19 protein-coding genes are annotated in these 23,656 nt (G+C 42.4%); 3 read left to right on the top strand and 16 right to left on the bottom strand.

All coding sequences use genetic code 11. From position 1 onward, the window contains the following. Positions 1-33: 33 nt before the first annotated feature. The 7 genes from ACVRYP_RS02985 to ACVRYP_RS03015 all read right to left on the bottom strand — a co-directional run bounded on the left by ACVRYP_RS02985 (position 34) and on the right by ACVRYP_RS03015 (position 8,993). Positions 34-1,353: a uracil-xanthine permease family protein gene (locus ACVRYP_RS02985; protein WP_447467290.1), complete on the bottom strand. Its 1,320-nt coding sequence runs from the start codon at positions 1,351-1,353 to the stop codon at positions 34-36. 179 nt (positions 1,354-1,532) lie between these two features. Beyond that, a complete protein-coding gene (gene smc / locus ACVRYP_RS02990; protein ID WP_447467291.1) occupies positions 1,533-5,075 on the bottom strand; it encodes a chromosome segregation protein SMC in 3,543 nt (1,180 codons plus the stop codon). A gap of 2 nt (positions 5,076-5,077) precedes the next feature. Beyond that, positions 5,078-5,764 (bottom strand): ribonuclease III, encoded by a 687-nt coding sequence (gene rnc / locus ACVRYP_RS02995; RefSeq protein ID WP_447467292.1) that lies wholly within the window; start codon positions 5,762-5,764, stop codon positions 5,078-5,080. 102 nt (positions 5,765-5,866) lie between these two features. Continuing rightward, complete coding sequence (gene walJ, locus ACVRYP_RS03000) at positions 5,867-6,670, bottom strand: exodeoxyribonuclease WalJ (protein WP_447467293.1); 804 nt, start codon at positions 6,668-6,670, stop codon at positions 5,867-5,869. After that, positions 6,657-8,042 carry a cell wall metabolism sensor histidine kinase VicK gene (gene vicK, locus ACVRYP_RS03005; protein WP_447467294.1) on the bottom strand — a complete coding sequence of 462 codons (1,386 nt, stop codon included), beginning with the start codon at positions 8,040-8,042 and terminating at the stop codon, positions 6,657-6,659. Before vicK ends, walJ begins: the two co-directional genes overlap by 14 nt. Beyond that, complete coding sequence (gene vicR / locus ACVRYP_RS03010) at positions 8,035-8,739, bottom strand: cell wall metabolism response regulator VicR (RefSeq protein WP_447467295.1); 705 nt, start codon at positions 8,737-8,739, stop codon at positions 8,035-8,037. Before vicR ends, vicK begins: the two co-directional genes overlap by 8 nt. A gap of 101 nt (positions 8,740-8,840) precedes the next feature. Beyond that, positions 8,841-8,993: a hypothetical protein gene (locus tag ACVRYP_RS03015; protein WP_447467296.1), complete on the bottom strand. Its 153-nt coding sequence runs from the start codon at positions 8,991-8,993 to the stop codon at positions 8,841-8,843. A gap of 285 nt (positions 8,994-9,278) precedes the next feature. On the opposite strand from ACVRYP_RS03015, the gene ACVRYP_RS03020 reads away from it, so the two are divergent. Next, positions 9,279-9,449 carry a hypothetical protein gene (locus ACVRYP_RS03020; protein WP_447467297.1) on the top strand — a complete coding sequence of 57 codons (171 nt, stop codon included), beginning with the start codon at positions 9,279-9,281 and terminating at the stop codon, positions 9,447-9,449. Between the two features lie 384 nt (positions 9,450-9,833). On the opposite strand, the gene ACVRYP_RS03025 is transcribed toward ACVRYP_RS03020, so the two are convergent. The 5 genes from ACVRYP_RS03025 to pbp2b all read right to left on the bottom strand — a co-directional run bounded on the left by ACVRYP_RS03025 (position 9,834) and on the right by pbp2b (position 15,209). Then, positions 9,834-10,553, bottom strand: a complete 720-nt coding sequence (locus ACVRYP_RS03025; RefSeq protein WP_447467298.1) for a hypothetical protein — start codon at positions 10,551-10,553, stop codon at positions 9,834-9,836. Between the two features lie 15 nt (positions 10,554-10,568). Then, the gene (locus tag ACVRYP_RS03030) at positions 10,569-11,339 is read right to left on the bottom strand and encodes a TspO-related membrane protein (RefSeq protein WP_447467299.1); all 771 of its coding nucleotides are present in this window, start codon (positions 11,337-11,339) and stop codon (positions 10,569-10,571) included. Positions 11,340-11,510: 171 nt separating this feature from the next. Continuing rightward, positions 11,511-12,554, bottom strand: a complete 1,044-nt coding sequence (locus tag ACVRYP_RS03035; RefSeq protein WP_447467300.1) for a D-alanine--D-alanine ligase — start codon at positions 12,552-12,554, stop codon at positions 11,511-11,513. A 15-nt stretch (positions 12,555-12,569) separates the two neighbouring features. Next, positions 12,570-13,166, bottom strand: a complete 597-nt coding sequence (recR, locus tag ACVRYP_RS03040) for a recombination mediator RecR (protein WP_447467301.1) — start codon at positions 13,164-13,166, stop codon at positions 12,570-12,572. 9 nt (positions 13,167-13,175) lie between these two features. Then, positions 13,176-15,209: a penicillin-binding protein PBP2B gene (gene pbp2b / locus ACVRYP_RS03045; protein ID WP_447467328.1), complete on the bottom strand. Its 2,034-nt coding sequence runs from the start codon at positions 15,207-15,209 to the stop codon at positions 13,176-13,178. Positions 15,210-15,546: 337 nt separating this feature from the next. Between pbp2b and ACVRYP_RS03050 the strand changes: the two genes are divergently transcribed. Beyond that, the gene (locus tag ACVRYP_RS03050; protein WP_447467302.1) at positions 15,547-17,004 is read left to right on the top strand and encodes an alpha-amylase; all 1,458 of its coding nucleotides are present in this window, start codon (positions 15,547-15,549) and stop codon (positions 17,002-17,004) included. 111 nt (positions 17,005-17,115) lie between these two features. Here the strand turns inward: ACVRYP_RS03050 and ACVRYP_RS03055 are convergent, their stop codons facing one another. Continuing rightward, positions 17,116-17,811, bottom strand: a complete 696-nt coding sequence (locus ACVRYP_RS03055) for a phosphoglycerate mutase (protein ID WP_447467303.1) — start codon at positions 17,809-17,811, stop codon at positions 17,116-17,118. A gap of 772 nt (positions 17,812-18,583) precedes the next feature. On the opposite strand from ACVRYP_RS03055, the gene ACVRYP_RS03060 reads away from it, so the two are divergent. Continuing rightward, on the top strand, positions 18,584-19,729 hold the full coding sequence (locus tag ACVRYP_RS03060; protein WP_447467329.1) for a hydroxymethylglutaryl-CoA synthase: 1,146 nt from the start codon (positions 18,584-18,586) through the stop codon (positions 19,727-19,729). Positions 19,730-19,907: 178 nt separating this feature from the next. Here ACVRYP_RS03060 and ACVRYP_RS03065 read toward each other — a convergent pair whose 3' ends face one another. The 3 genes from ACVRYP_RS03065 to ACVRYP_RS03075 all read right to left on the bottom strand — a co-directional run bounded on the left by ACVRYP_RS03065 (position 19,908) and on the right by ACVRYP_RS03075 (position 22,863). Next, positions 19,908-20,561 (bottom strand): CBS domain-containing protein, encoded by a 654-nt coding sequence (locus tag ACVRYP_RS03065; protein WP_447467304.1) that lies wholly within the window; start codon positions 20,559-20,561, stop codon positions 19,908-19,910. Between the two features lie 159 nt (positions 20,562-20,720). After that, positions 20,721-21,362, bottom strand: coding sequence for an HI_0552 family protein (locus ACVRYP_RS03070; RefSeq protein WP_447467305.1), 642 nt, complete (start codon positions 21,360-21,362; stop codon positions 20,721-20,723). 34 nt (positions 21,363-21,396) lie between these two features. Next, complete coding sequence (locus ACVRYP_RS03075) at positions 21,397-22,863, bottom strand: hypothetical protein (protein ID WP_447467306.1); 1,467 nt, start codon at positions 22,861-22,863, stop codon at positions 21,397-21,399. Between the last annotated feature and the right edge of the window lie 793 nt (positions 22,864-23,656).

The following is a 23,656-nucleotide window of genomic DNA, read 5'->3' on the forward strand; positions in this document are numbered from 1 at the left end:
TAAAGAGACTCGCATTTGAGGCTCTTTTGAAATTTATTTTTCAAGTAATTCTTCTACCTTATGGTCGTCGAATTTTTCTTCGTGTGGTAAGATGAGGTTCAAAAGAATCCCGGCAATGGCTGAGAGGGCTGTGCCTGACAAGGTTACTGCACCGATTTCGAGAACGGCACCACCCAGACCAAGTACCAACATGGAACTGGCAATGATGAGATTACGTACCTGACGAAAGTCTACTTGGCGCTCAATCATCACCTTAAGGCCATTGCTGGCAATTACACCGTACAAGAGAATAGCCATCCCACCAAGGACTGCCGTCGGAATCGTAGAGATAAGAGCTGTGAATTTGCCAAAGAAGCTGAGACCAAGGGCAATAAGAGCGGCATTTCGGATGACTGAAACAGAGGCAATACGCGTCATCCCGATAACACCTGTATTTTCCCCATAGGTCGTATTGGCAGGCCCGCCGATAAAGGCCGAAACAGCTGTCGCTACTCCATCACCAATCAAGGTGCGATGGAGGCCAGGAGTTTTCAAGAACGGGCGACCACAAATTTCACTTAAGACCGTATGATCACCGATATGCTCTGCTATCGTGACTACTGCTACTGGGATAATTGCCCATGTCTCTGGACCAAAGTAAAGGTCATAGGTGTTAAAGAGCCCGCCTGTTGAAAATGGCAAATAAAACCCAGGCAATTCAAACCAATTGGCTTCTAAAACAGGTGTAAAGTCAACCAAGCCAAAGAAAATGGCCACGATATAGCCCCCGATAATCCCAAATAAGAAGGGAATAATTTTAAGAAACCCTTTGGCTTTGGTATTAATAAAGGCAGTGATTAAGAAGGTCACTATAGCGACAATAATGTTTTTGACATTACCATCAGCCACAAAACCAGCATTGGTCACGGCAGATCCCGCTAAACCAAGGCCAATAACCATAATCATGGGACCAATAACGATTGGTGGCAACAGCTTATCAATCCATTTTGTACCAAGAAACTTAACCAATCCAGCGACCACTACATAGATCAAACCAACTAGAACAACACCCGTTTGTGCAGCTTTGATATCACCACCCATCTGCTCAATAGAAAAGGCCATAGCAGAAATATAGGCAAAGGACGACCCCAAGTAAACAGGTACTTTAAACTGAGTTGCCACCATGTAAATAAGGGTCCCGATACCAGATGCAAACAAGGCAACGGATACTGGCATCCCTAAAATCAAAGGAACAAGAATAGTTGCTCCAAACATGGCAAAGACGTGCTGGACACTGAGGAGAAGGCCCTTGGCTAAGGGTGGGGTTTGATCTACATCCAATAATAAGTTAACGCGTGAAGTGCTTGACTCCATAATTTCCTCTTTTCTAGGCATAGTAAAAGCCCTAATGTATTTGCAATAGGGCCTAGTAGTTTGCCGGTTCTACGTGCCTTTGTCACCTCACAGGATGACATTAAAAGCCCTTCGCTGTATGATATCTTATCATAATTCAAACTAAAAATCTAGTCTCAAAGATGAGAACCAATCATCTTCTAAGATAGCTGTTCTTGTTCCAAGTCCTTGAGTTTGACAGAAACGATTTTGGAGACGCCAGATTCTTGCATGGTCACCCCATACATGGCATCCGCAGCAGCCATGGTTCCTTTTCTGTGGGTCACCACGATAAATTGGCTAGACTTATCAAAGCGGTTAAGGTAATCCCCAAAACGCTTGACATTAGCTTCATCGAGAGCCGCTTCCACCTCGTCCAAAATAACAAAAGGTATCGTCTTCACGCGAATGATGGCAAATAGCAGAGCTAAAGCCGATAGAGCTTTCTCACCACCTGACATGAGGTTTAAGGACTGAATCTTCTTACCTGGCGGTTGCACAGAAATCTCAATGCCAGCTGAGAGCAGGTCAGATTCGGTTAAAATCAGATCTGCTGAACCACCGCCAAACATTTGCCGGAAGGTTTGCTGAAAGGAGACACGAATGGCCTCAAAGGTCTCCTGGAACCTTTCCTTAACTTCTTGATCCATCTCTTGAATCGTTTCAAGGAGAAGGTTCTTAGCGGAAAGGAGGTCATCACGCTGGCTGTTGAGGAAATGGAGACGCTCACTGACTTCTTCAAACTGAGTAATAGCCTCTATATTAATCGGACCTAGACGACGAATTTTACCTTCAAGTTGCTTGAGCGTTTGCTCTGCTTGAGCCAGATTGTCAATGCTATGAGCCTTTTCATTTGCAGCTTCAAAACTGAGTTGGAACTGCTCTGTTAAACTTCCTAAAAGACTGCGTAAACGATCTGATAAATGCTCAATTTCTGCTTCAAATTTGGTTTGAGATCGGATCAGTTCTTCATTCTTACTTCTAGCCTCAGCCATTCGCATTGCCAAGTCCTCAGACTGACCATCAATGTCCTCCAACTCAAACCGATGGCGGATCTGTTCTTGCAAAAGGCTATCTTTTCGAGCCTGACTTTCAGCCAACTGGGTCGTCAGGCTAATAGAGTCTTCCTGGCTCAGTTGGGTCGTCTTACTAGCAATGATGGCTTCTAAACCTGTCATTTCATCAACAATTCGAGCCATTTCTTGGACTAAACGGGTTTCTTCGGTCTTCGCGAACCTGGCTTCACCATTGAGCTGACTTTCTTGCACTTGCGCTTGAGAAAGAGCCTTATTTAAATCATTGAGTCGCGCCTCAATAGTGTCTTTATCTCCCTTGACTTGCTCAATTTGCTTGCTGATGCTCTCTTTTTGGTCAGACAGACTTGCTAATCGTTCTTTAAGGGTGAGTCGACTAGCATCCAGTTCCGTTAAATTGGATACCCCATTTTCTTGGGCGTGGAGGGCGATCAGATTTTCTAAATCTGAAACCGTTTTATCCTTGTTTTCTTGCTCCAAGGCACTTTTTTGTTCGGCTAAACGAGCGGTTTCCCCTCTTTGTTTTAGCTGAGAGAGGATTTCTTCTTGCGTTTGCAAGGAAGATTTATGTTCTGCAACTTGGTGCTCTATCTCTTTTAAGCTGGCCTGCAAGCTTGTTATCTCATCTGTTAGTTGTTCCAACTCTGGTTTAATAAAACTGCTATTATTCTGACGGTTTGCACCACCGGCATAAGCACCACCTGGACGAATCTCTGAACCATCCAAGGTCACTATTCGGACCTGAAAACGGGTTTGCCGTGCAGCCTGGTTGGCCTGCTCTAGTGTTTCAAAGATAGCCGTTAGTCCTAATAAATTCTGGAAAATGTTGGCATGAGCTTGGTCAAAACGAACTAGATCAGCAGCCATCCCCAAAAAGCCAGCCTGTTGGCTGATGGTCGCTTGGTTATGGTCAGACAAGTACCGCGGTTTAATCGTTGTTAGAGGCAAAAAGGTTGCTCGACCCTGGCGATTTTTCTTAAGAAAAGCAATGGCACGTGTAGCAGCTCCCTCATCAGAGACAATAATGTTTTGACTAGCGCCACCAAGCGCGATCTCTAGGGCTGTTTGATACTTGGTATCAAAACTCAAGTGATCGCTCACCGCCCCGACAATACCACCTAGCCGTGTGGCCTCTTTTAAGACACTGCGGACCCCTGCATAAAAGTTACTGTGACTTTTAAGGATGTGTTGAAGACTCTGTTCACGGGCCTGCTTTGTTTTCAGCTGGTCCAAGACAGAAAACATCGCCTCCTGCGCTTGCTGATAGACCTGGTTTAAAGACGATTGTTTCTGACTTTCGGCTTGATAATCTGCCAGAAGGGTTTGAACCTCTCCTTCGGCCCTATTCAGAATCTCCTGATTGCGCTGCTGCTCCTCAATTGCTTTTTCTAAGTCATCTTGCCATTTCGCTAGTTCTGCTGCTTGAGATTCCGAGGCTTGACGCAAGTGCTCAGCCTGATTGTCAAGAGCTGTTAACTGGTTTGAGGTTTCCGCCTCTTCCTGCATGAGTGAAACAAACTTTTCTCTCAAGGCTTCGATAACAGTATCAGGATTCTCTGAAAAGTTTTGAATGTCAGCCGTCAGTTTCTCAATCTGACCTTCAATCTCAGAAAGCTGAGCATTAGTCATCGCAAGGACCTGCTGTTTTGTATCTAATTCCGTTTTTGTCGTGGTTTCTTGCTCTCTCAACCGTTCCAGGCGCTCTTGAGCTTCAGCTTTACTGGTCGCATTCTGGTTCGCTTCCAATTTATGAAGGGCTATTTTCCCTTCCAAATCAGCAATTAAGCCTGTTAAACGCACAAGATCCGCTTGGAGAGACTCCCCTTTTTTCTGCAAGTCCTGGCGCTTACGCTTTAAGACCTGGTTTTCCTGCTCCATTTGGTCTTGCTGGCTATAATACGTTTGCAATTCTGCTTGGACTTGAACGAGGGCAGCTTCTTGCTGCGTTAACTGAGCTTTGTTGCTTTTAATTTGCGCCACTAAAACATTGAGGTACAGTTTTTGGCGTTCATCATCTAGGGTGAGAAATTGTTTGGCAGTTTCGGCTTGTTTGGTTAGGGGGCCAATTTGCCCATCCAACTCATAAATAATATCTTCTAAACGATCTAAGTTGTCCTGCGTTTGATTGAGCTTGCTTTCCGTTTCTTTTTTTCGAGTCTTATACTTGAGAACACCAGCTGCTTCTTCAAAGATAGCCCGCCTCTCTTCGGGCTTGGAGTTAAAGATAGCTTCAACACGCCCCTGAGAAATGATCGAAAAGGAATCGCGTCCTAGACCAGTATCCATGAAAAGATCATGAACATCTCGAAGCCTGACTTTTTTCCCATCAATCAGATATTCACTATCTCCATTACGGTAGATTTGACGTTCCACCTTAATCTCAGAACCACGATCTTTAATGAATTGGTCCTTATTGTCAAGGACAACGGTGACCGAGGCAAAGTTTAAGGGTTTACGATTTTCCGTCCCTGCAAAAATAACATCAGGCATTTTGCCTCCACGGAGGCTTTTGGCAGAGGATTCTCCCAACGCCCAACGCAGACTTTCAGTGATATTGGATTTGCCAGAACCGTTTGGTCCTACAACTGCTGTCACCCCCTGATCAAAAACGACCTTGGTCTTATCCGCAAAGGATTTAAAGCCCTGCATATGAATTTCTTTTAAAAACATGTCTATTTCCCCTGCTCAACCGCATGCTGCGCAGCCTGTTGTTCCGCGATTTTTTTAGAGCGACCTTGGCCCTGACCGATGACTCTGCCATTGACCCGAACTTCAACTTGAAAGACCTTATCATGCGCCGGTCCTGTTTCGTCAACCACCACATACTCGATATCTATTTCTCCGTTGACTTGCAGCATCTCCTGCAGTCGAGTCTTGTAGTCTTCAACTTTTGCAAACGTTCCTTGTTCCAACTGTGGAATCATAACTTTGTAAAGGAAGGCTTCGACAGTCTCAATGCCCTTATCTAGTAATAAAGCCCCTAAAAAAGCTTCGAAAACATCACCTAAAATTGTGTCACGATCACGTCCTCCAGACTTTTCTTCACCTTTTCCCAATTTCAAAAAAGGCGCAAAGCCACAAGCACGCGAAAAGCCCGCTAGACTTTCTTCACGGACGAATGTCGAGCGGAGTTTTGACATGTCCCCTTCAGGTCTATCAGGGTATTTTTGGTAGAGATATTGGGAGATTATTAACTGGAGAACAGCGTCTCCTAAAAATTCCAAGCGTTCATTATGTGAAATTTTTAAGAGGCGATGTTCATTAGCATAAGACGTATGGGTAAAAGCAGTCTCTAAAAGAGACAAGTCATCAAAGTGGATACCATAATCTGCTGTGAGTTTGGTGTTTAGTGTTTTCATATTTCTTCCTTCATTTAGTCATTAATGCGTTACTTATCCATTATACCACAAAGAAGGAGGTCAAATGGCTACAATTCTTACCCATCTGCTCCCCCTACTGGTTTAAATGTCTGTTAGTGAAGTCGCTTCATCAGGTGAGGTATCAAAAAGCTGAAAATCCGTTCCGACTCGCATATCGGCCTGGGCTAGCTGATTAAACACCGTCATATGGGCCAGCTCCTTGATGTTATTTTCCTTGGATAAGTGACCGAGGTAAATCTTTTTGGTTTTATTACCCAGGCTCCGAATCATAGCTTCCGCCCCATCCTCATTGCAGAGGTGGCCAATATCTGATAGAATGCGTTGCTTGGTTCGCCAAGGATAGCTCCCTGCCCTTAAAATTTCAATGTCATGATTGGCTTCTATCAAGTAACCGTCAGCATTTTCGATCATCCCAACCATCCGGTCGCTAACATAACCTGTGTCGGTTAACATGACAAAACTTTTGCCATCTTTCATAAAACGGTAAAATTGGGGGGCGACCGCATCATGACTCACTCCGAAAGAAGCAATATCTAAATCCCCAAAGGTTTTCATCTCATCCCGCTTAAAAATATGCTTCTGTTCATTCGGTACTGCTCCAATTAGCTGGCGCTCATCTATGACCTTCCAGGTTTCTTCGTTTGCGTACAGATCAAGCCCATACTTCCGAGCCAAAATACCAACCCCTTTGATATGGTCACTGTGCTCATGTGTGATAAAAATAGCATCCAAATCTGCTGCTGTTCGGTCAATATCATTAAGCAGTTGCTCTATTTTTTTTCCTGTTAATCCCGCATCTACCAAAATCTTCTTTTGGTCAGACTCTAGGTAAAAAGCATTGCCTGTCGACCCAGACGCTAAAATACTATATTTAAAGCCTTCCATTAAGTGTTTCCGTCATTTCTATTTTATCCATAACTTCCGTATCCTCCCAATCACCGGAGATAGACTTATCATACGGTAGAACCATGGTAAAGGTCGACCCCTTGCCATAATCACTCTTGGCCCAGATAAAGCCTTGATGAGCCTTAATAATTTCCTTTGAAATCGCCAGCCCCAAACCTGTTCCCCCTTGGGCTCGACTGCGTGCCTTATCAACCCTGTAAAATCGATCAAAAATCTTAGGCAAATCTTTCTTGGGGATCCCTAAACCTTCATCCGCCACAGAGATAATCAACTGTCGCTCTGTCGTTTTCATGCTGATGGTGATGTTCCCTCCGTCAGGAGAGTATTTAATAGCATTGTTAACAATATTGTCAATCACTTGCGCAATCTTGTCAGTATCAATCTCAATCCAAATAGGTTTTAGCGGGTATTCCCTGATAATCGTATAATTCTTCTTATCTTCCTGTTGCTTGATTTGATCAAAACGATTGAGGATAAAGGTCATAAAGGCTGTAAAGTTGACCAATTCCAAATCCAACTGAATATTTTTATTGTCGAAGCGCGACAGATTGAGGAGGTCCGTAATCATTCGCATCATGCGGTTGGTTTCATCAAGAGAGACCTTTACAAAACTCGGTGCGACAGCATCATTTAGCGCACCATCATTTAACGCCTCTAGATAGGACTTCACAGAAGTCAGTGGTGTCCTTAACTCATGGCTGACATTGGAAACAAACAATTTCCGTTCTCGTTCTTCCTTCATTTGTTCTGTCATGTCATGAAGGACAACAACCAAACCTGCCGTAAAACCAGATTCTCTGCGAATAGGTGCCAAGCTTGCTCTTAGGGTAATAAATTCACCATTTTGGCTCATGTGGTCGATAAAGAGTTCCGGTGTTTTTTTGATTAGGTCATTGAAGCTATATTCCTCAGGAAATTCCAGAACATCCATAAGGAGGATATCTCCGGTTGACGTCTGGTCTAATAGTCCTAATTGTCGTTTAGCAGATTCATTAATCAGGATAATCCTGCCCATCCGATCCGTAGCGACTACCCCATCACTCATATAGGTTAAGATGGAAGACAGACGATTTTTCTCCTGTTCCAAGGAATCCTGAGTCAGACGAATAACCTCAGACAAATCGTTGAGGTTATTGGTCATATCTGTAATTTCAGGACTGCCAAGAACATCCAGAACTTCTGAATAGTCGCCGTGAATCAAGTCTTGAACCTTCTGGTTCAAGAGCTTAATTTGCTTGTTATCCTTGTAATTTTCTACGAGAAGAAAGGCAAGGATAGCCACAAAACCTATCACAATGACCGTGAAAATAAAGCCCTGGGAAAAGATAAAAAGCTTAAGTTGTTCAATCATTAGTTCTAATGTAATACCCTACGCCACGTCGTGTCAAGATATACTCGGGGCGACTTGGTACATCCTCAATTTTTTCTCTTAAACGGCGCACAGTCACATCAACAGTCCTTACATCTCCAAAATAGTCATAGCCCCAGACCGTTTCCAAGAGGTGTTCACGGGTCATCACCTGACCCATGTGTGTAGCTAAGTGGTGCACCAGCTCAAATTCACGATGAGTCAATTCTAAATCTTTTCCATTTTTCCGCACCAAAAAGGCGTCTGGTAAGATTTGCAATTCCCCAACTATAATTTCTGTTGCCTGTTTGCCATCACTCTCAGGGGCTTGTTCAGATAATTCGCTACGACGCAAAAGAGCCTTAACACGCGCTTGAAGTTCTCTATTTGAAAAAGGTTTGGTCACATAGTCATCCGCCCCAATTTCAAGACCAATGACCTTATCAAATTCGCTATCTTTTGCAGACAACACAATGATTGGGACATTGCTGGTCTTACGGATTGTTCTAGCTACTTCAAGTCCATCCAACTCTGGAAGCATCAAATCCAAAATTAAAATATCTGGTTGCTCCAGATTAAACTGCTCAAGAGCTTCACGCCCATCAAAGGCAGTGATAACTTCATAGCCTTCTCGTGTCATGTTAAATTTTATAATATCAGAGATTGGTTTCTCATCATCAACTACTAAGATTTTTTTCATAAAAGATTTCCTCAATCCATAGTCATTCTATCTACCCATTATACCAAATTTTTGACCAAATAGCTGATTTCTACCCCTTGTTACTATCCTTTAATATTTCTTTAATCTTCGTCAAGAGTTGCTAATAAAATGTCATAAGCCGTCAGCCCTTCAGGAGCCTGACGAACGACATCCAAAGTGTCATCATTAAAAGTTATGGAAGCTGATGATTGGCCATCCACTTGGCCAGATATAAGTTCTTCAATCGTAACCATGTTCCCCCTCACTTTCTTAACTCTCATAATAGCAGAAAAGCCCTAATTTTCACAAAATAAAGACTCTGCCAAATGACATACAATTGCTTGAAAACGCTACCCTAAAACGTTACAATAGGCTTGTAATAGATTATTTCCTATCCTTGTAACCAAAGACAAGAACTGATGAGATTGGTTTCTTCCTAGTTGAAAGACCTTATCAGGGATTTGCGGTTTAAATCATTTCTCTTTCGTTTTAGCATTCAAGGACGTCTTCACAATCATGCCTTTTGAAAGGAGTTTTGCATGCACAAACAGTTGCTTCAAGATAAAAAATGGATTACCATCTCAGGATTTATTGCTTTTCTCTTGCTAAGCATTATTCCCTTAATTTTTGTTCAACCAGGAATAGTCATCGTCGGTCTGCTCTTTATTAGCTCCTTATTTGGCTTAGGTGCCTATGTGAAAGACCAATAACCCTTAACAATATTTAATTTTTCAAGCGCTCCGTGATGCTTTTTAAAACTCAAATAAAATAATCTAGAACTAGAGAAGAAGGTTAGGATAAAAAGTCCTAATCTTCTTTTTGTTACTCATTCAATTGACTTCAAAGGGAGTGGAGATAAAGGAAACAACCTTTCCCTCATACTATTAGGACTGTAAAATTAGAGACCACTCAGTAGTGCTCTTTGGTGCTGAAGAACCTAATGACCTGTGCAGGGGTAAGACTTAAACTGACATAGCAAGTGAGTGTTACTCCCAACCACTGTATCTTGTTCAACTGATGGAAAACCATCAGAAGGCTAGGACTTTTGTCTCAGCCTCCGTTTCGCTTATAAAAATATTTTGAGGTTGATTAGTTCACCTTTGGTTCATCATCCTGAGGCTAATCTCAAAATTCATCATGTCCCCTTCATTGATTTGACGCAGGGTTTCATCTAATTCCTCATCAAAATGCTGCAACGCTTGCTGACTTTTGACCAAGCGTTCTTCCGCCTGATAGTAGGCTTTAGGGTCTGCTTTGATTTTCATATAGCCTTCTAAAATGTCCTGATACCTGGCCATATTAGCCTCATGAACCGCTAAAAGTTCCTGCTGGTTGGGCAGGTTCTTTTCAGCCATTTTTTGCCGTATCTCGGCATCATCTTGTTGAATATTTGATAAAATAGGCCAAATTTCAGGAACCTGTTTTTTCAATTGGCCAGCTGTTAGACCTTGAGTCTTTCCAGTGCTGGTTGATAATTGGGGTCGCTCAACAACGCCTTGGGTAGGTAACAGCACTTGAGATTCTTCCACCAAGTCCCAGGCTGACTGACTTAAATCAAGTGGCAACCGCTGTTCATTGCTTTTTAGCAGTTTCGACAGCTCTGCCATATCCGCAGCAACTTGCTGTTGCAATCGCTGATAGTCTGTCGGAAATTTTGCTGCAGTGGTCATGCTTAATTGCCTTGTATTAGATGAGAGTCGTGTGGTTAAGAAGCTCAACCTTGCCTCTAAACGCTTCCGACTTGATTGTTTTAACAACGGCACCGACAATAGGCCTGCAACTAGAACAGCACCAATGACAAGTAAATACTCCATGCCTCTCTCCTTGGATTAATGGGTTCTTCGTGTGCGATTGGCAAAGGCCTTAGCAAAGAAAAAGATTAAAAGGCCAATACATAGCCAGGATAACACTAGAATAACCGAACTAGCTCCAGTGTATAAACTAGATGGTCCATTCTTGCTGGCAATACCCGCAAAAGCCCAAATCAGCGATAACAGGATCAAGGGGTTTTGCGTCTGTCCTTGCACAAAGTAAGCAAGGCCAACTATGGCTAGCGCCATCAAGATGGCAAGGGTCACACCTATAAAGCCCTGTCCTGGAACACCCAGTTTAACTAGAAAAGCCATGGCATTGGCAAACCATGCTGCAATTAACCATCCCGCATGCAAGCCATGAGTTAGCCTCATTAGCCACAGAGCTGGAGAATTGGTAAAAGCATTGATTTTGATATTAATCAGGACCAGTATGACCAGATAAAAGCTAATGATGAGAAGAGATAAAAACAGCCAATTGTTGCTCCAACAAACGATCCAAGCGATATTTGCCAAAATCCACATCACATTGTAGGGTGCAATCGCATTTTGAATACCTTTTAAGGGGTGTTTTCTCTTGATAAAGGGATAGGCTAAACTGACGGCAAATAAGAGATAAATCACTCCCCAGATTGAAAAGGTAAAGTAATCTGGTGCCAGGACATTGTTATAACGATCAGAAATTTGTGCCTGCGTATAAGGCAATAACTTTCCTTGCGAGCTTAAAGCATTCAGTAAAATCGATAACAGAAATAAACCGATACTAACATAGTGACTTTTCTTAATCATAACAACCTCCTTATGGTCTAAAAATGATTTGCCCATCAATCATACTTCAGCATAGTCAGAGAGGCAAATGGAGCCTGAGTGAGTGGTTTTTAAAGCATCTGAGGATTTCAAGTTTTGCGATAGATCTATTTCCTCTTTTGACCAATCAAAATGTCCCTTGACATCTTTACTCTACAACTGACTCTCACGTTCTGCAAAAACTTCCTTAGCTAAACGCACTAACTCCGAAATGAGATCAGGATAGCCTATGCCCATATTATCCCACAAGAGAGGGTACATGGACCACTGAGTGAACCCTGGCATGGTGTTAAGCTCATTTAAGAAGATTTGCCCATCTTCAGTATAGAAGAAATCGCAGCGTGATAGACCCGTCCCCCCGATAGCAGCAAAGGCTTGAGCAGCATAGGTTCTCATTTTTTGAGCCACTTCTTGGTCAACTTGAGCTGGGATAGCCATGGTAATCTTATTGTCGATATACTTAGCATCATAATCGTAAAAGGCAACGTCCTTCACAACCTCACCGGGTTCTGTCGTTCCTATGTCATGATTGCCTAAGAGACCAACCTCGATTTCACGGGCATTAACACCTTGCTCGACCAAGACACGGCTATCATAGCGAAAGGCTAAATCAAGCGCAGCGTCTAATGCTTCTGCTGTCTCAACCTTGGAAATACCGACACTAGATCCCATGTTTGAAGGTTTTACAAAAACTGGATAAGTCAGACGATCATTTATTTCAGCGATTTTAGTTTCACGATCATGGCTAGCGGACAGGGCAACGTAAGCTACTTGCGGAATGCCTAATGTGCCTAGGACCTGTTTGGTCGCAATCTTGTCCATGGCCAAACTCGACGCTAAAACTGTTGTCCCAACATAAGGTAGTTTTAAAACCTCTAAAAAGCCCTGCATAGACCCGTCTTCGCCCATTGGTCCATGAAGCAAGGGAAAGACGACTGCTCCTTCTTCATAGATAGCTGACGCAGGGATCTTCTTCTCCCAATCAATGGTCGCATTAGTCATCAAGTGTTCTTCTTCTGCTGGCCTTTTTTCAAAAACTTGGGTCTTAATAAAATCACCCGATTGGGTAATGAAGTAGGTTTTCACTATAAATTGGGAGTAATCTACCGCGCGCGCCACACTTTCTGCCGATAAAACCGACACTTCTCGCTCAGCAGAACGCCCACCATAAAGTAAAATCAATGTTTCCTTAGACATAGTCGTTTCCTTTTTTTATAATTCTGTTCGATTCTGAATAGCTCTTAGGAGCGTTAATTCATCTGCATATTCAATATCAGCCCCAACCGCTAGCCCACGCGCCAGACGAGTAACCTTGATGCCAGCAGGTTTTAGCACACGAGAGATATACATGGCTGTTGCTTCTCCATCAGCTGTGGCATTGGTCGCAATGATGACCTCAGTCACATCACTCTCCATTAACCGACTGATCAAGCTTTTGAGATTAATGTCGTCAGGTCCAATCCCATTCATAGGAGAAATAAGACCTTGCAAGACATGGTAGAGGCCGTGATATTCTTGGATATTTTCCATGGCTGAAACATCCCGGCTGTCTTCCACAATTAAAATCGTCGAGCGATCTCGAGACTCGTCTGCACAGATAGCACAAGGATCTTCATCGGTTAGATTGCCACACTGGCTACAGTAGGTTAATTCTCGCTTAGCTGACAAAAGGTTTTTGGCAAAGTCATTGACGTCCTCATCTGACATTCCAATAGTATAAAAGGCTAGGCGGGTTGCTGTTTTAATCCCAATACCTGGCAGCTTGGAATACGAATCTATCAATTTAGCAATTGGAGTTGGATATAACATAAAGTTCCTTTAATTCATAGGGTATAGTTGGTGATACAGGTTAATAATATCACGCATGATATAATGGCTCGTTTTTGAGTTCAAATCCGTAACATGCGGCAAAACAACAGCTACCGCAATCTGAGGCTTATCGCTAGGCGCATAGCCAACAACGTTGGTGTTGATTGCCTCTTGCTGTTTACCATCCTTATCTGTTACAAAGGTTTCAGCTGTTCCTGTTTTGGCAGAAATAGCAACAGCAGCCCCCTGTCCGATCGACTTACCCGTCGAGTAACTTGAGGGGTTATTCACCACTTGGAAGAAGCCATCCTGTATCAAGGCCATATTCTCAGGTGAGATGGAAACCGTGTTGAGGACTTCAGGCTGTATGGCTTGAACTAGCTCTCCTATCTCCTTTTGCGAATCATTTCCATAGATTCCTTCTACCAGATGGGGAGCAATACGCTGGCCTCCATTAGCTATCGTCGCCACATACTGGGCCATTTGCATAGGAGTATAGTTATCAAACTGTCCAAAACTATTGGTTAGGTAGTGGCCAAGATCATAGTCTTGAGGGATAAAGCCAGCAGATTCAATCGGCAAATCAATTCCCGTCTCAGCTCCGAGACCGAATTGCGCAAAGCCATCTCTAAGTTGTGACATCCCTTGGGCGAGTTGCCCCGTAGCCACTGTTATATTGGGTTGATAATCTTGTCCAATCATTTTAAGAGCCACTTGTACCATGTAGGTATTTGAAGAGTATTGCAAGGCTTGAGTAGCAGTAACCTCTTGATTCCCGAGGGAGGTAAACCAAGACATAATCGGAGCTGATTCGGCAAAGACAATCGGCTGATCTGTTAAGACCTGGTTTCCCACTATCGTACCAGTTTCCCAGCCTGCAGTGAGAGTTGCTCCTTTGACGATTGAGCCGGGAACAAAAACATTGGTAACCGTACCTAGCGCATTTTCTTCTAACTCTTTACTGTCAGCTTCGTGATTATAGCCTGACATGGCAAGAACAGCACCAGACTCTGGGTCTAAGGCGACTGCATATATCCCTTCAGAATAGGTCGTTGTCCCTTTTTCGAGCTCTTCCTTAAAATAGCGTTGGAGGATATCATTAACGCCATTTTGAAAGGCAAGATCAACGGTTAATTTTAAGTTCTGACCTTTTTGACTCTCTGAAATCACCTGAACAGATTCCAAATTACCATCCTTATCAAGGTGAAGGTCTTTGACTTCTCGTTGGCCTTGGAGGTATGGTTCGTATTGTTTTTCAAGGTAAGAGGTCCCCACACGGTCATTTAAGGCATACCCTTTAGCCAAGTAGTCCTGAGCGTCTTCTTCGGGTAACCCGGACTTTTGGGAGGACACACGACCTATGATGCTTGCCAAGGAAGTTGGTAACACTTCACGTTTCCATCCTGTTTGGACAGACAAGCCCTCGTCTTTCCATTTTTTATTTTCAACTAGTTTTGCGACTTGTTTTTCTGTCAACGGGTCTGTCAAGAGCTGAACGGTTTCAAAATATCCCAAGGAGGCCATTTGAGAATAGAGGGCAATGGCCTTTTCTTCAGTGGCTGAAAAATTCAAATCATCTTGGTCTAAATTAGCTATGGCATTGGCATAAATCGTGGCTTCAGGCAAATAATTCCCTGTCCCATCAAGACGTTCCTCTCTAGGCAAGTCGGAGACAACTTGTCGATACACTTCTGAATCAGCAAGCACAAAATCCCTTTTATCCCGATCACTGATCGTGATGTCTGACATATCAACCACTGCTGCTAAGTCTAGGGCAAGAGCCCTCATATCGTCGCTCGATCCTTTGTTCGGTCTCGTAAAGAAAAGCGCCTGAAAGGCCTTGTTAGTGACAAGAGGCTCACCCTTTGCATCATATATTTGACCCCGAACTCCTGGACTGGAAATTGTTTTTTGACTAGCCGTGGCTAATTTTGTCTGGTAAAATGCTTGATCGACCAGTTGCATGTATGCTAGTCTAGCAATCAACCCCAAGAAAAGGACAACAACAGTTGCAAAGATAAGGTATAAGCGACCTGTCGTCACCTCTTGATAACCATGTTTTCGTTTTTTTTTCCAAAATTTAGCGCTTCTTTTTGAAGACAATGGGTGTTCTCATTTCTCTTAAAATCTTTTCCCTATTTTATCATAATTTTTAGAAAAAAGGCAGACTAAAAAATAAGCATTTAATGAATGAATAGCTTACTTTGATAGGCTATGCTTTTTACCTTAACAAATCTACGAATGATTGCCCAAAACTAATCAGCTTTTCTATTTTAAACATAGTTTCACCATTGGTTTTCCTATTTCATAAAAGGTTAGTTTGACAAAAATGCTAAAAATATTGCTATAATAGGTACTATTAATTGAAAGAGGTACTCCTATGAGAAATCAAACCATTATGCAATACTTTGAATGGTATCTGCCAAGCGACCAAAACCACTGGAACCATTTGAAAGAAGATAGCCAACACCTAGCCGATATGGGTATTACCAAAGTCTGGATGCCACCTGCTTTTAAGGGAACAGGCAAAGATGACGTGGGTTACGGTGTCTATGACCTTTTTGACTTAGGAGAATTTGACCAAAAAGGAACTGTGGCCACCAAATACGGGACAAAAGATGAGTATCTAGACGCGATTCAGGCCCTAAAAAACGTTGGTATTGCTCCGATCGCTGATGTCGTCCTCAACCACAAAGCTAATGGGGATGCTCTTGAAACTTTCAAGGTCTTACGCATGGACCCGAATGACCGTCAAACACCCATTTCAGAGCCGTTTGAAATTGAGGCTTGGACGCATTTTAAGTTTCCCGGTCGGGGTGATACCTACAGTGATTTCAAGTGGCATTGGTACCATTTTTCTGGCACTGATTTTGATGCGAGAAATCAGGAAACTGGCGTCTATATGATTCTAGGGGATAATAAAGGCTGGGCAGATGATGATACGGTAGACAATGAAAATGGCAATTATGACTACCTCATGTTTACAGACATCGATTACAATCATCCAGATGTGTTAGCCCACACACACGACTGGATGGATTGGTTTGTTGAAACCACTGGTGTAGCAGGATTTCGACTAGATGCCATCAAACATATCGATCAAAACGTCATGAAGGATTTGATGCAACACGCCCAGGAACACTATGGGGAGGCTTTCTATGTTTTTGGGGAGTACTGGAACAGTGACTTTGATGCCAAAGATAGTTACCTTAATGAAACCGAATTTACCTTTGATTTGGTCGATGTGGGCTTGCACATGAACTTTTACCAAGCTGGACTGGCTGGTGGCTATTATGACTTAAGAAATTTATTCCAAGGAACACTGGTCGAGCATATTCCAACGTCTGCGGTTACCTTTGTGGAAAACCACGACACACAACGCGGTCAGGCCTTAGAATCAGCTATCGAAGACTGGTTTAAACCGATTGCTTATGGCGCTATTCTATTGCGTGAACAAGGTCTACCTTGTGTCTTTTACGGTGACTATTATGGGATTGAGGGGGAATTTGGACAGCCAAGTTTCCAAGACATCATTGATAAGTTACTTTATATCCGTCAGAATCATGCTTATGGAGAGCAGATAGACTATCTAGATGACGCCAATTGTATTGGATGGACTCGTTTAGGTAACGATGAGCACCCTGATGGTGTTGCCGTTATTATCAGTAATGGAGACATCAATGAAAAACGCATGCATGTCGGTAGCTTAAACGCAGGGAAAGTTTTTGTCGACTACACTGGGAACCATGACTTCGAAGTGATCATTGATGAAGAGGGTTGGGGAATGTTTCCTGTCAACGGAGGGTCAATCTCAGCCTGGGTCAATAAAGACTGCTAACAATCCTAATCGTTCAGGATCTCTGGCGGGAATCAGCATCGTATCAACATGCAGAAACCCCGTTCAATAAGCACAAAAAAACTCGGAGATTTCCGAGTTTTTTAGCGTTTATTATTCACCACCGAGGTAGTATTCTGCCGTTACTTTCAAGTTTTCATCAAATTCAAATACAAGTGGTGGGAAGTTTGGAATTTCAACATCCATGATTTCATCATCAGACAAGCCTTTGATGTGTTTAACAAGAGCACGGATAGAGTTACCATGGGCACCAACAAAGACATTTTTACCTTCTTTAAGGGCTGGCGCAATCTTGTCTTCCCAATATGGAAGGGCACGTTCAAGCGTTACTTTCAAGTTTTCTGCATCGGGAATAACTGAGTCATCAAGCAAGGCATAACGACGGTCAGTGTGTGCTGAGTGCTCGTCATCTTTTGCCATTTCTGGAGGCAAAACATCATAAGAACGACGCCAGATGTGTACTTGCTCATCACCGAATTGCTCAGCTGCTTCAGCCTTGTTTTTACCAGTTAAGCCACCGTAATGACGTTCGTTCAAGCGCCAAGATTTTTCAGTTGGTACCCAAAGCTGATCGGCTGCTTCAAGAGCCAAGTTAGTTGTTTTGATCGCACGTTTCAAAACTGAAGTGAACGCTACATCAAATTCGATTCCTGCTTCTTTAATTAATTTACCAGCATCAATCGCCTGTTGTGTTCCTTTTTCAGACAAGTCCACATCTGCCCAACCAGTGAAGAGATTTGCTTTGTTCCATTCTGACTCACCGTGGCGAGCAAAAACTAATTTTACCATGTTTAAGGGTTCTCCTTTTTACTTTTGTGAAAACTATGTTTACCCTTCTATTTTACAAAAAAACATCTCAAAAAGCTATTATTTTTCAAAAAAGTTTTCAACTAGGACTCGAGTCTGATTTTCTAACATAAAATACTTCCACTTAAATATTTAACGAAAAAATGGTATAATCAACTAGCTAGATAGTCAGCAACTAGTTGATTGTCCCTGTCCCTAAACCATTTTTGGTCTAGTGTAAGTTCTGTATTAACTTCCTTTTCAAGTGAGTATAGTTATGAAAAACGCTCAAGTTGATTATAAAAATTAGGCATCGTAGAACCTACGCGTTCTACTATTATCCACTTTGAACAAGTGGTCGCTGGTAAAGTGATCCTAGACAGTATTTATTTCCTGCCCAATCTATATATCACTCTCTAGCTTGTCCTAAAACCACTTCTTGACATTAATACTACTTTTAAGCTTATAAAGTCCATAACTCTAGCCTAAAAAGTATCGAATTAGCAGATTGGTTTATTTTGATTGTGATAATGTCATAAAATCTTTTGCCCCCTAGACTTTGGCTGTCCAAGGGGAATGAGGTGTTTCTCCTAATAGAGATAAGGCAATGTTAATGAAGACTTCGTTGATCTTGGTCAATTAGTGACAGCATAATAGCTTCTCTTATCCATGAACTCCAAAATAGAGTGGACTCCTTGATTTCGTCAGATATATCGGAATCGAACAAAGCATAAGTATGGTGTCTCGCTTCTTTAAAAATGAGGTTATAAAAATGATAAAAATAGGTATCGACAAAATTGGTCTCGCCTTACCAAACTATATTTTAGATTTAAAAGATTTGGCAAAAGCTCGCAATACAGACCCTGGTAAATACACTATTGGTCTCATGCAAAAAGCAATGGCTATTGCTCCAGTCACCCAGGATATCGTGACCCTTGCTGCTGAGGCCGCTGCTCAAATTTTAACGGAAGAGGACAAGGCTGCCATTGACATGGTTATTGTTGGAACAGAAACCGGTATTGACCAATCCAAGGCTGCCGCTGTCTACATCCATGGTCTCTTGGGTATTCAACCATACGCTCGCGCGATTGAGCTCAAAGAAGCCTGTTATTCTGCTGCTGCAGGATTAGAATTCGCTCGAAATCATATTGCTAATCGTCCAGAGTCAAAGGTGTTGGTTATCGCTAGCGATATTGCTAAGTATGGACTCCTATCTGGTGGCGAATCTACGCAAGGGGCTGGTGCAGTCGCTATGCTTATCTCAGCCAACCCAAGTATTCTTGAGCTCAATTGGGACAATGTGTACCAAACCAGAGACGTCATGGATTTTTGGAGACCAAACTATTGTCCCTACCCAGAGGTTGATGGACGATTTTCAACAGAGCAATACACGGACTGTCTACAGACTACATTTACACAATATCGTCAACAAAATGGTAAAACCCTAGATGATTTTGCTGCTGTTTGTCTCCATATTCCATTTGCTAAACAAGGTCTGAAGGGGTTGCAATCTCTCAATCCATCAAAAAAACATGAGGAACGCTTCATAGAAGCCATACGCTACAACCAAGTGGTTGGCAATATCTATACAGGGTCGCTCTTCCTCTCCTTGCTATCCCTATTAGAACAAAGCAAAGGCTTAACTGCAGGTGATGAGATTCTCCTATATAGCTATGGCTCAGGTGCTGTTTGTGAGCTTTTCTCAGCACGTCTCGTTGATGGTTACCGCGATCATCTCAACCCAAATCGTTTAGAAGAGCTGGCCAAGCGCCAAATCCTTTCTATCACTGACTATGAAGCCATTTTCTTTGAGACCATTCCTCTTGACGATCAGGGTAATAGCCCTGAACTACGACATGATGATAGCCGGTTTGCTCTCCAAAGAATTGAAAATCATAAGCGAATTTACCGTAAAAAATAATTGAATATTAAAAACGAGCCCCTCCATTGGGGCTCGCTTTTGTATGACTTTTCGAAAACCAAACTGAGACCTTGTTTTCGTTTAATTGATAATTTCAGTTCTATCTGCAACTGTGTCGTCTTGTCCATGTTTAATTTTCACTAAACAGTATAGTGTAGTCATCCAAGGAGAAAAACCACTACTGCTTGGATGAGGTTCTGACAATCCCATCTACTTCAAACCCATTTTGAGTGAATTTCGCTTTCAGTTGGTCTATATCAAATTCACCATCTATTTGAACTTCAATAATGACTTTGCCATCTTTTCGTGGAATATTAACAGTATGTGAAATATTAAGGTTCTCTTCTGAAATCAGATGAATAATTTTTTCCAAAACACCGATTCCATTATCAGCAATCAAGCGTACACGGACACCATCCTCACCGTAACCAGAGACTTCTAAGAAGGCCTTAAAGACATCCTTATCCGTAATAATGCCACTAATCATATCATGGTCAACGACTGGTAGAACACCAATGCTGTGCGTCAGCATGAGAGCGACAGCGTCCTCTAGACTGGCCAACTTAGAGACCGTAATAACGTCATTTATCATGATCTGCCCGACCTTGGTTTTATTCAGCAGGTAATTCATTTCATAGATAGAAAGGCTGGTCGCTTTGGATGGACTTGCTTCAGCAATGGTTCCTTCTGTTACCAGTCCAACCAACTTGTCATTTTCAATGACGGGTAAGCGGTGAATCCCATGTTCTCTCATCAAGTCTGCTGCAGATGCAACTGTTGTTTCAGGGCTAACGTAGATAACCTTTTTGGTCATAAAATCTTTAACTGCCATAGACGCCTCCTTTGAATTTCTATTTTCATTATAGCACTTTTGGAAGCGTTTCGCTAGTTTTCATTAAAAGTTTTCACAACACACTGATTGAAGTCCCAGCCCCTCTTTTACTCTTTTTAAGTATCACAAAATATGTCATAAATAGAGCCTCTTGTGAGATTATTGAGTTACCCGATAGTATGGCTGTATCCTCTCCCATCCTTTTATTAATTCATTATCTAACTCTTCAATAGAGGAAAACTGACTTAAATCTGGTAGATCGTATTTGACCTGGACTTTACGGACACAACCTTTTTCGACAGATTCAATGAGAGCTTGACGGTTATCTTCTGTCATCTCCACTCTACGACTCGTCCCGTTTTCTTGTGCAAAATAGTAAAGACCATCTTGACATGGCAAGTCGAGAACTCGATTTAATCTTGAAAGAGTATCTTCTGCTAAGGAGCGCTCAATGACGCTTACCTCCAGCGAGACACCGAGACTTTTCGTATCCTGTATGACCCTTAAAGCTATGGCTGGCTCTTGAGAGCTCCTTGTCTCCTCAATAAAATAGGCCCAAAAGTGTGGCCGCAGGATTTGCGCCTGGTTCATCCATTGGCTGGTTGTTTGACGGTTAAAGCCTGGAACCCTTTTTTCAAGAGCCTGCGCTAATGCTGTAAAAGCATTTCTAGCTTGTTGCCCTTGACTTTTTAAGCCTTCCATTTCAGCAGCATGCGGCCCCGCTTTAGCGGGAGAAACATACTTTTCTCCTTGATGAGCTATAAAAGTAGACAGTTTATCTATTAACTTTTGGTAATCCATCACAACCTCTTTCTATGGCTTAGCCCATTTTGATCTACTGGTAGTTATTATCTCTTATGTCAACTGGTGCATTGGACTGTAAATGAACTGGTTCAAGAACCCATTGGTCACTCGTTTGGTCCTTGTAGCGTGTCGCCAGAGTATTTTCAAAAGTGTTTCCGAAAATACTAGTCATGCCAACATAAGACGAATGTTGACCAACCGTTGCTCCATAGGCGACCAATTGTCCTTGAGGATTATAGTAGGGTAAAAAGGCATTATGACTAATTGTAATATTGTTTGACATCACGGGTTGACTAGTCGTCCAGTCATAGTTGGGATCAATCGCTCGCATCATGCCACCATCCCAAGGAGAAATATTGTGAGAAGTATCCAGTTGAATGGCCTCAGCATAAAAATTATGGAGGTCACGATCACCAATCTCAGTCACCTGTGTCAGTTCAGGCGCATACCCTTCAAAACGATTGCCATTAAAAACAGAGTCTTGTAAGCCCCCTAAGTCAAAAATATGGCTGGACATTTTATGGACCATGGAAAACTGATTGTTCTCAATTTGCCAACCATAGCCATGATTAGTCATGATCAACAATTGATTGCCATTAACCAAGTCACTGGCTTTAAAGGTCAGCCCATTCATTAGAAAATGCGAGACCCCGTCATAGCCAGTCACGCCAGTAGCTAACCCAAACCAACGGGCAGAGCCTTCAACGATTAATTCAGTTTCCTGCCCCCGCAGTTCAACATTTGACCGTAGTAAGAGGTATTCTGACTCTGGAGTCGCGGATCCAATGCGGTACTGGCCCTTTGGAAATCGAACCACAACAAAGCTATACTGGCTGGTTAAATCCATTGCCTCTTGAATCAATTGATTGTTGTCGCGAGGCAGGGCTGTCGCATCAAGCGGAATATCATAAACATAGGCTAACTGATGAAAACTAAGAGAATCCACTGTCTGTCCATCTTCAAGAGTCACCGAGTAGGTTTCGTAATCATCCGTTTTGGTAATCGTTTCAACTCTAGCTGATCCAACTCTGTCTAACAGTTCCACTTCCTGCCCTAAGGCAAAACCAGTTGCTTCTTCAGCGAGAAAGTCCTCAGCAATGCCTGAGACTTTTTCATCACGCCCAAAGTTCAGGGTGTAAACAATATTTTGTTTGTCACCTTCTTCTATCTGCTCTAGAGATTCCACCCTCGCCAATCGATTTTGATAAGGCGCTAGGGAAGGGTCTTCCTCAATGGCTGCCGGACTGATGAGCATCTGTTGCCCTTTTGAAAATTTCCCCTCAACCTCAGGTTGCTCTTCCTTTTGAGGTGAAGATGTTAATGACCATTTTGGCCAACTAAAGGAAAATTTAGGAAGATGAAACTGTGGCGAGTTTGTCACAAGATAGACCATAAATAAGAGCATCAAAAAGACAGATAAACTCAGTAACACTCGCTTATCTCTTTTCCTAGCTCGTTCTCGTCTTAGTTCCTGTAACGTTTTTTTCTTCTGATCCACACTTATCTCCTAAAAAGCAATACCTCTATCTTACCAAAATAAGCACAAAAAAACACTTTTTTCTAGCGAAAAAAGTGGAGATTCTATAATTTTTCATGACGACCTGGCTTATTGTCCCACTCCAGTTTAAAGGATTTTCGAACAAAATAACAGTGAATCGCTGTTGCCAATCCAGCAATCAAGAAAGCTATAGGGAAAACCCAGACCCAGGGAAGATAAAAAAGCGTCTCACCAAATAAAAAGATTAAAGCAATCGTTATTGCCATAAAAATAAGAACAGGTAGTAAACAACCCTTAAGCCACCCATTTGAAGGTTGATAACGGATCAATGAACTCCCTAGAAAAACACCAAACGCTAAAATATTGGTTGAAAAGGCAAATACTTCCAGATTGAAGACAAAGTCTCTTTTGAAACTTTCCTTAGGTGATAAAGGACGGTAGCGACTCCCTTCGGGATTCCAAACCTAAGTTTTGAGCCTAAGGTCTCCAAACTTCCGAGTGCCTGAAACTATTGCGTTTCAGGCACTTTTATCACAGCGGAAAGTTTCGATAATTTCTCGCTTAGCTCGCAAAAGATCATCTCTTTAAAACCTTGCTAGAACTTTGTAATGTCCTGTTGACAGAAAAACTAGGGTTTGTCTACGTTCTCATACTTCTGCTCCCTTAGATAGTTGGATAGCGGCATTTAGTAACATTATTATGGCAATAAAAATAAGGTAATCTCTTACAAGCGAGGGCCAAATACGTTCTTGTTTTTCTGAAGTCATCAAACTCCTCCTCCGTCATTCCAATT

It is taken from the genome of Streptococcus rifensis, from assembly GCF_053203525.1.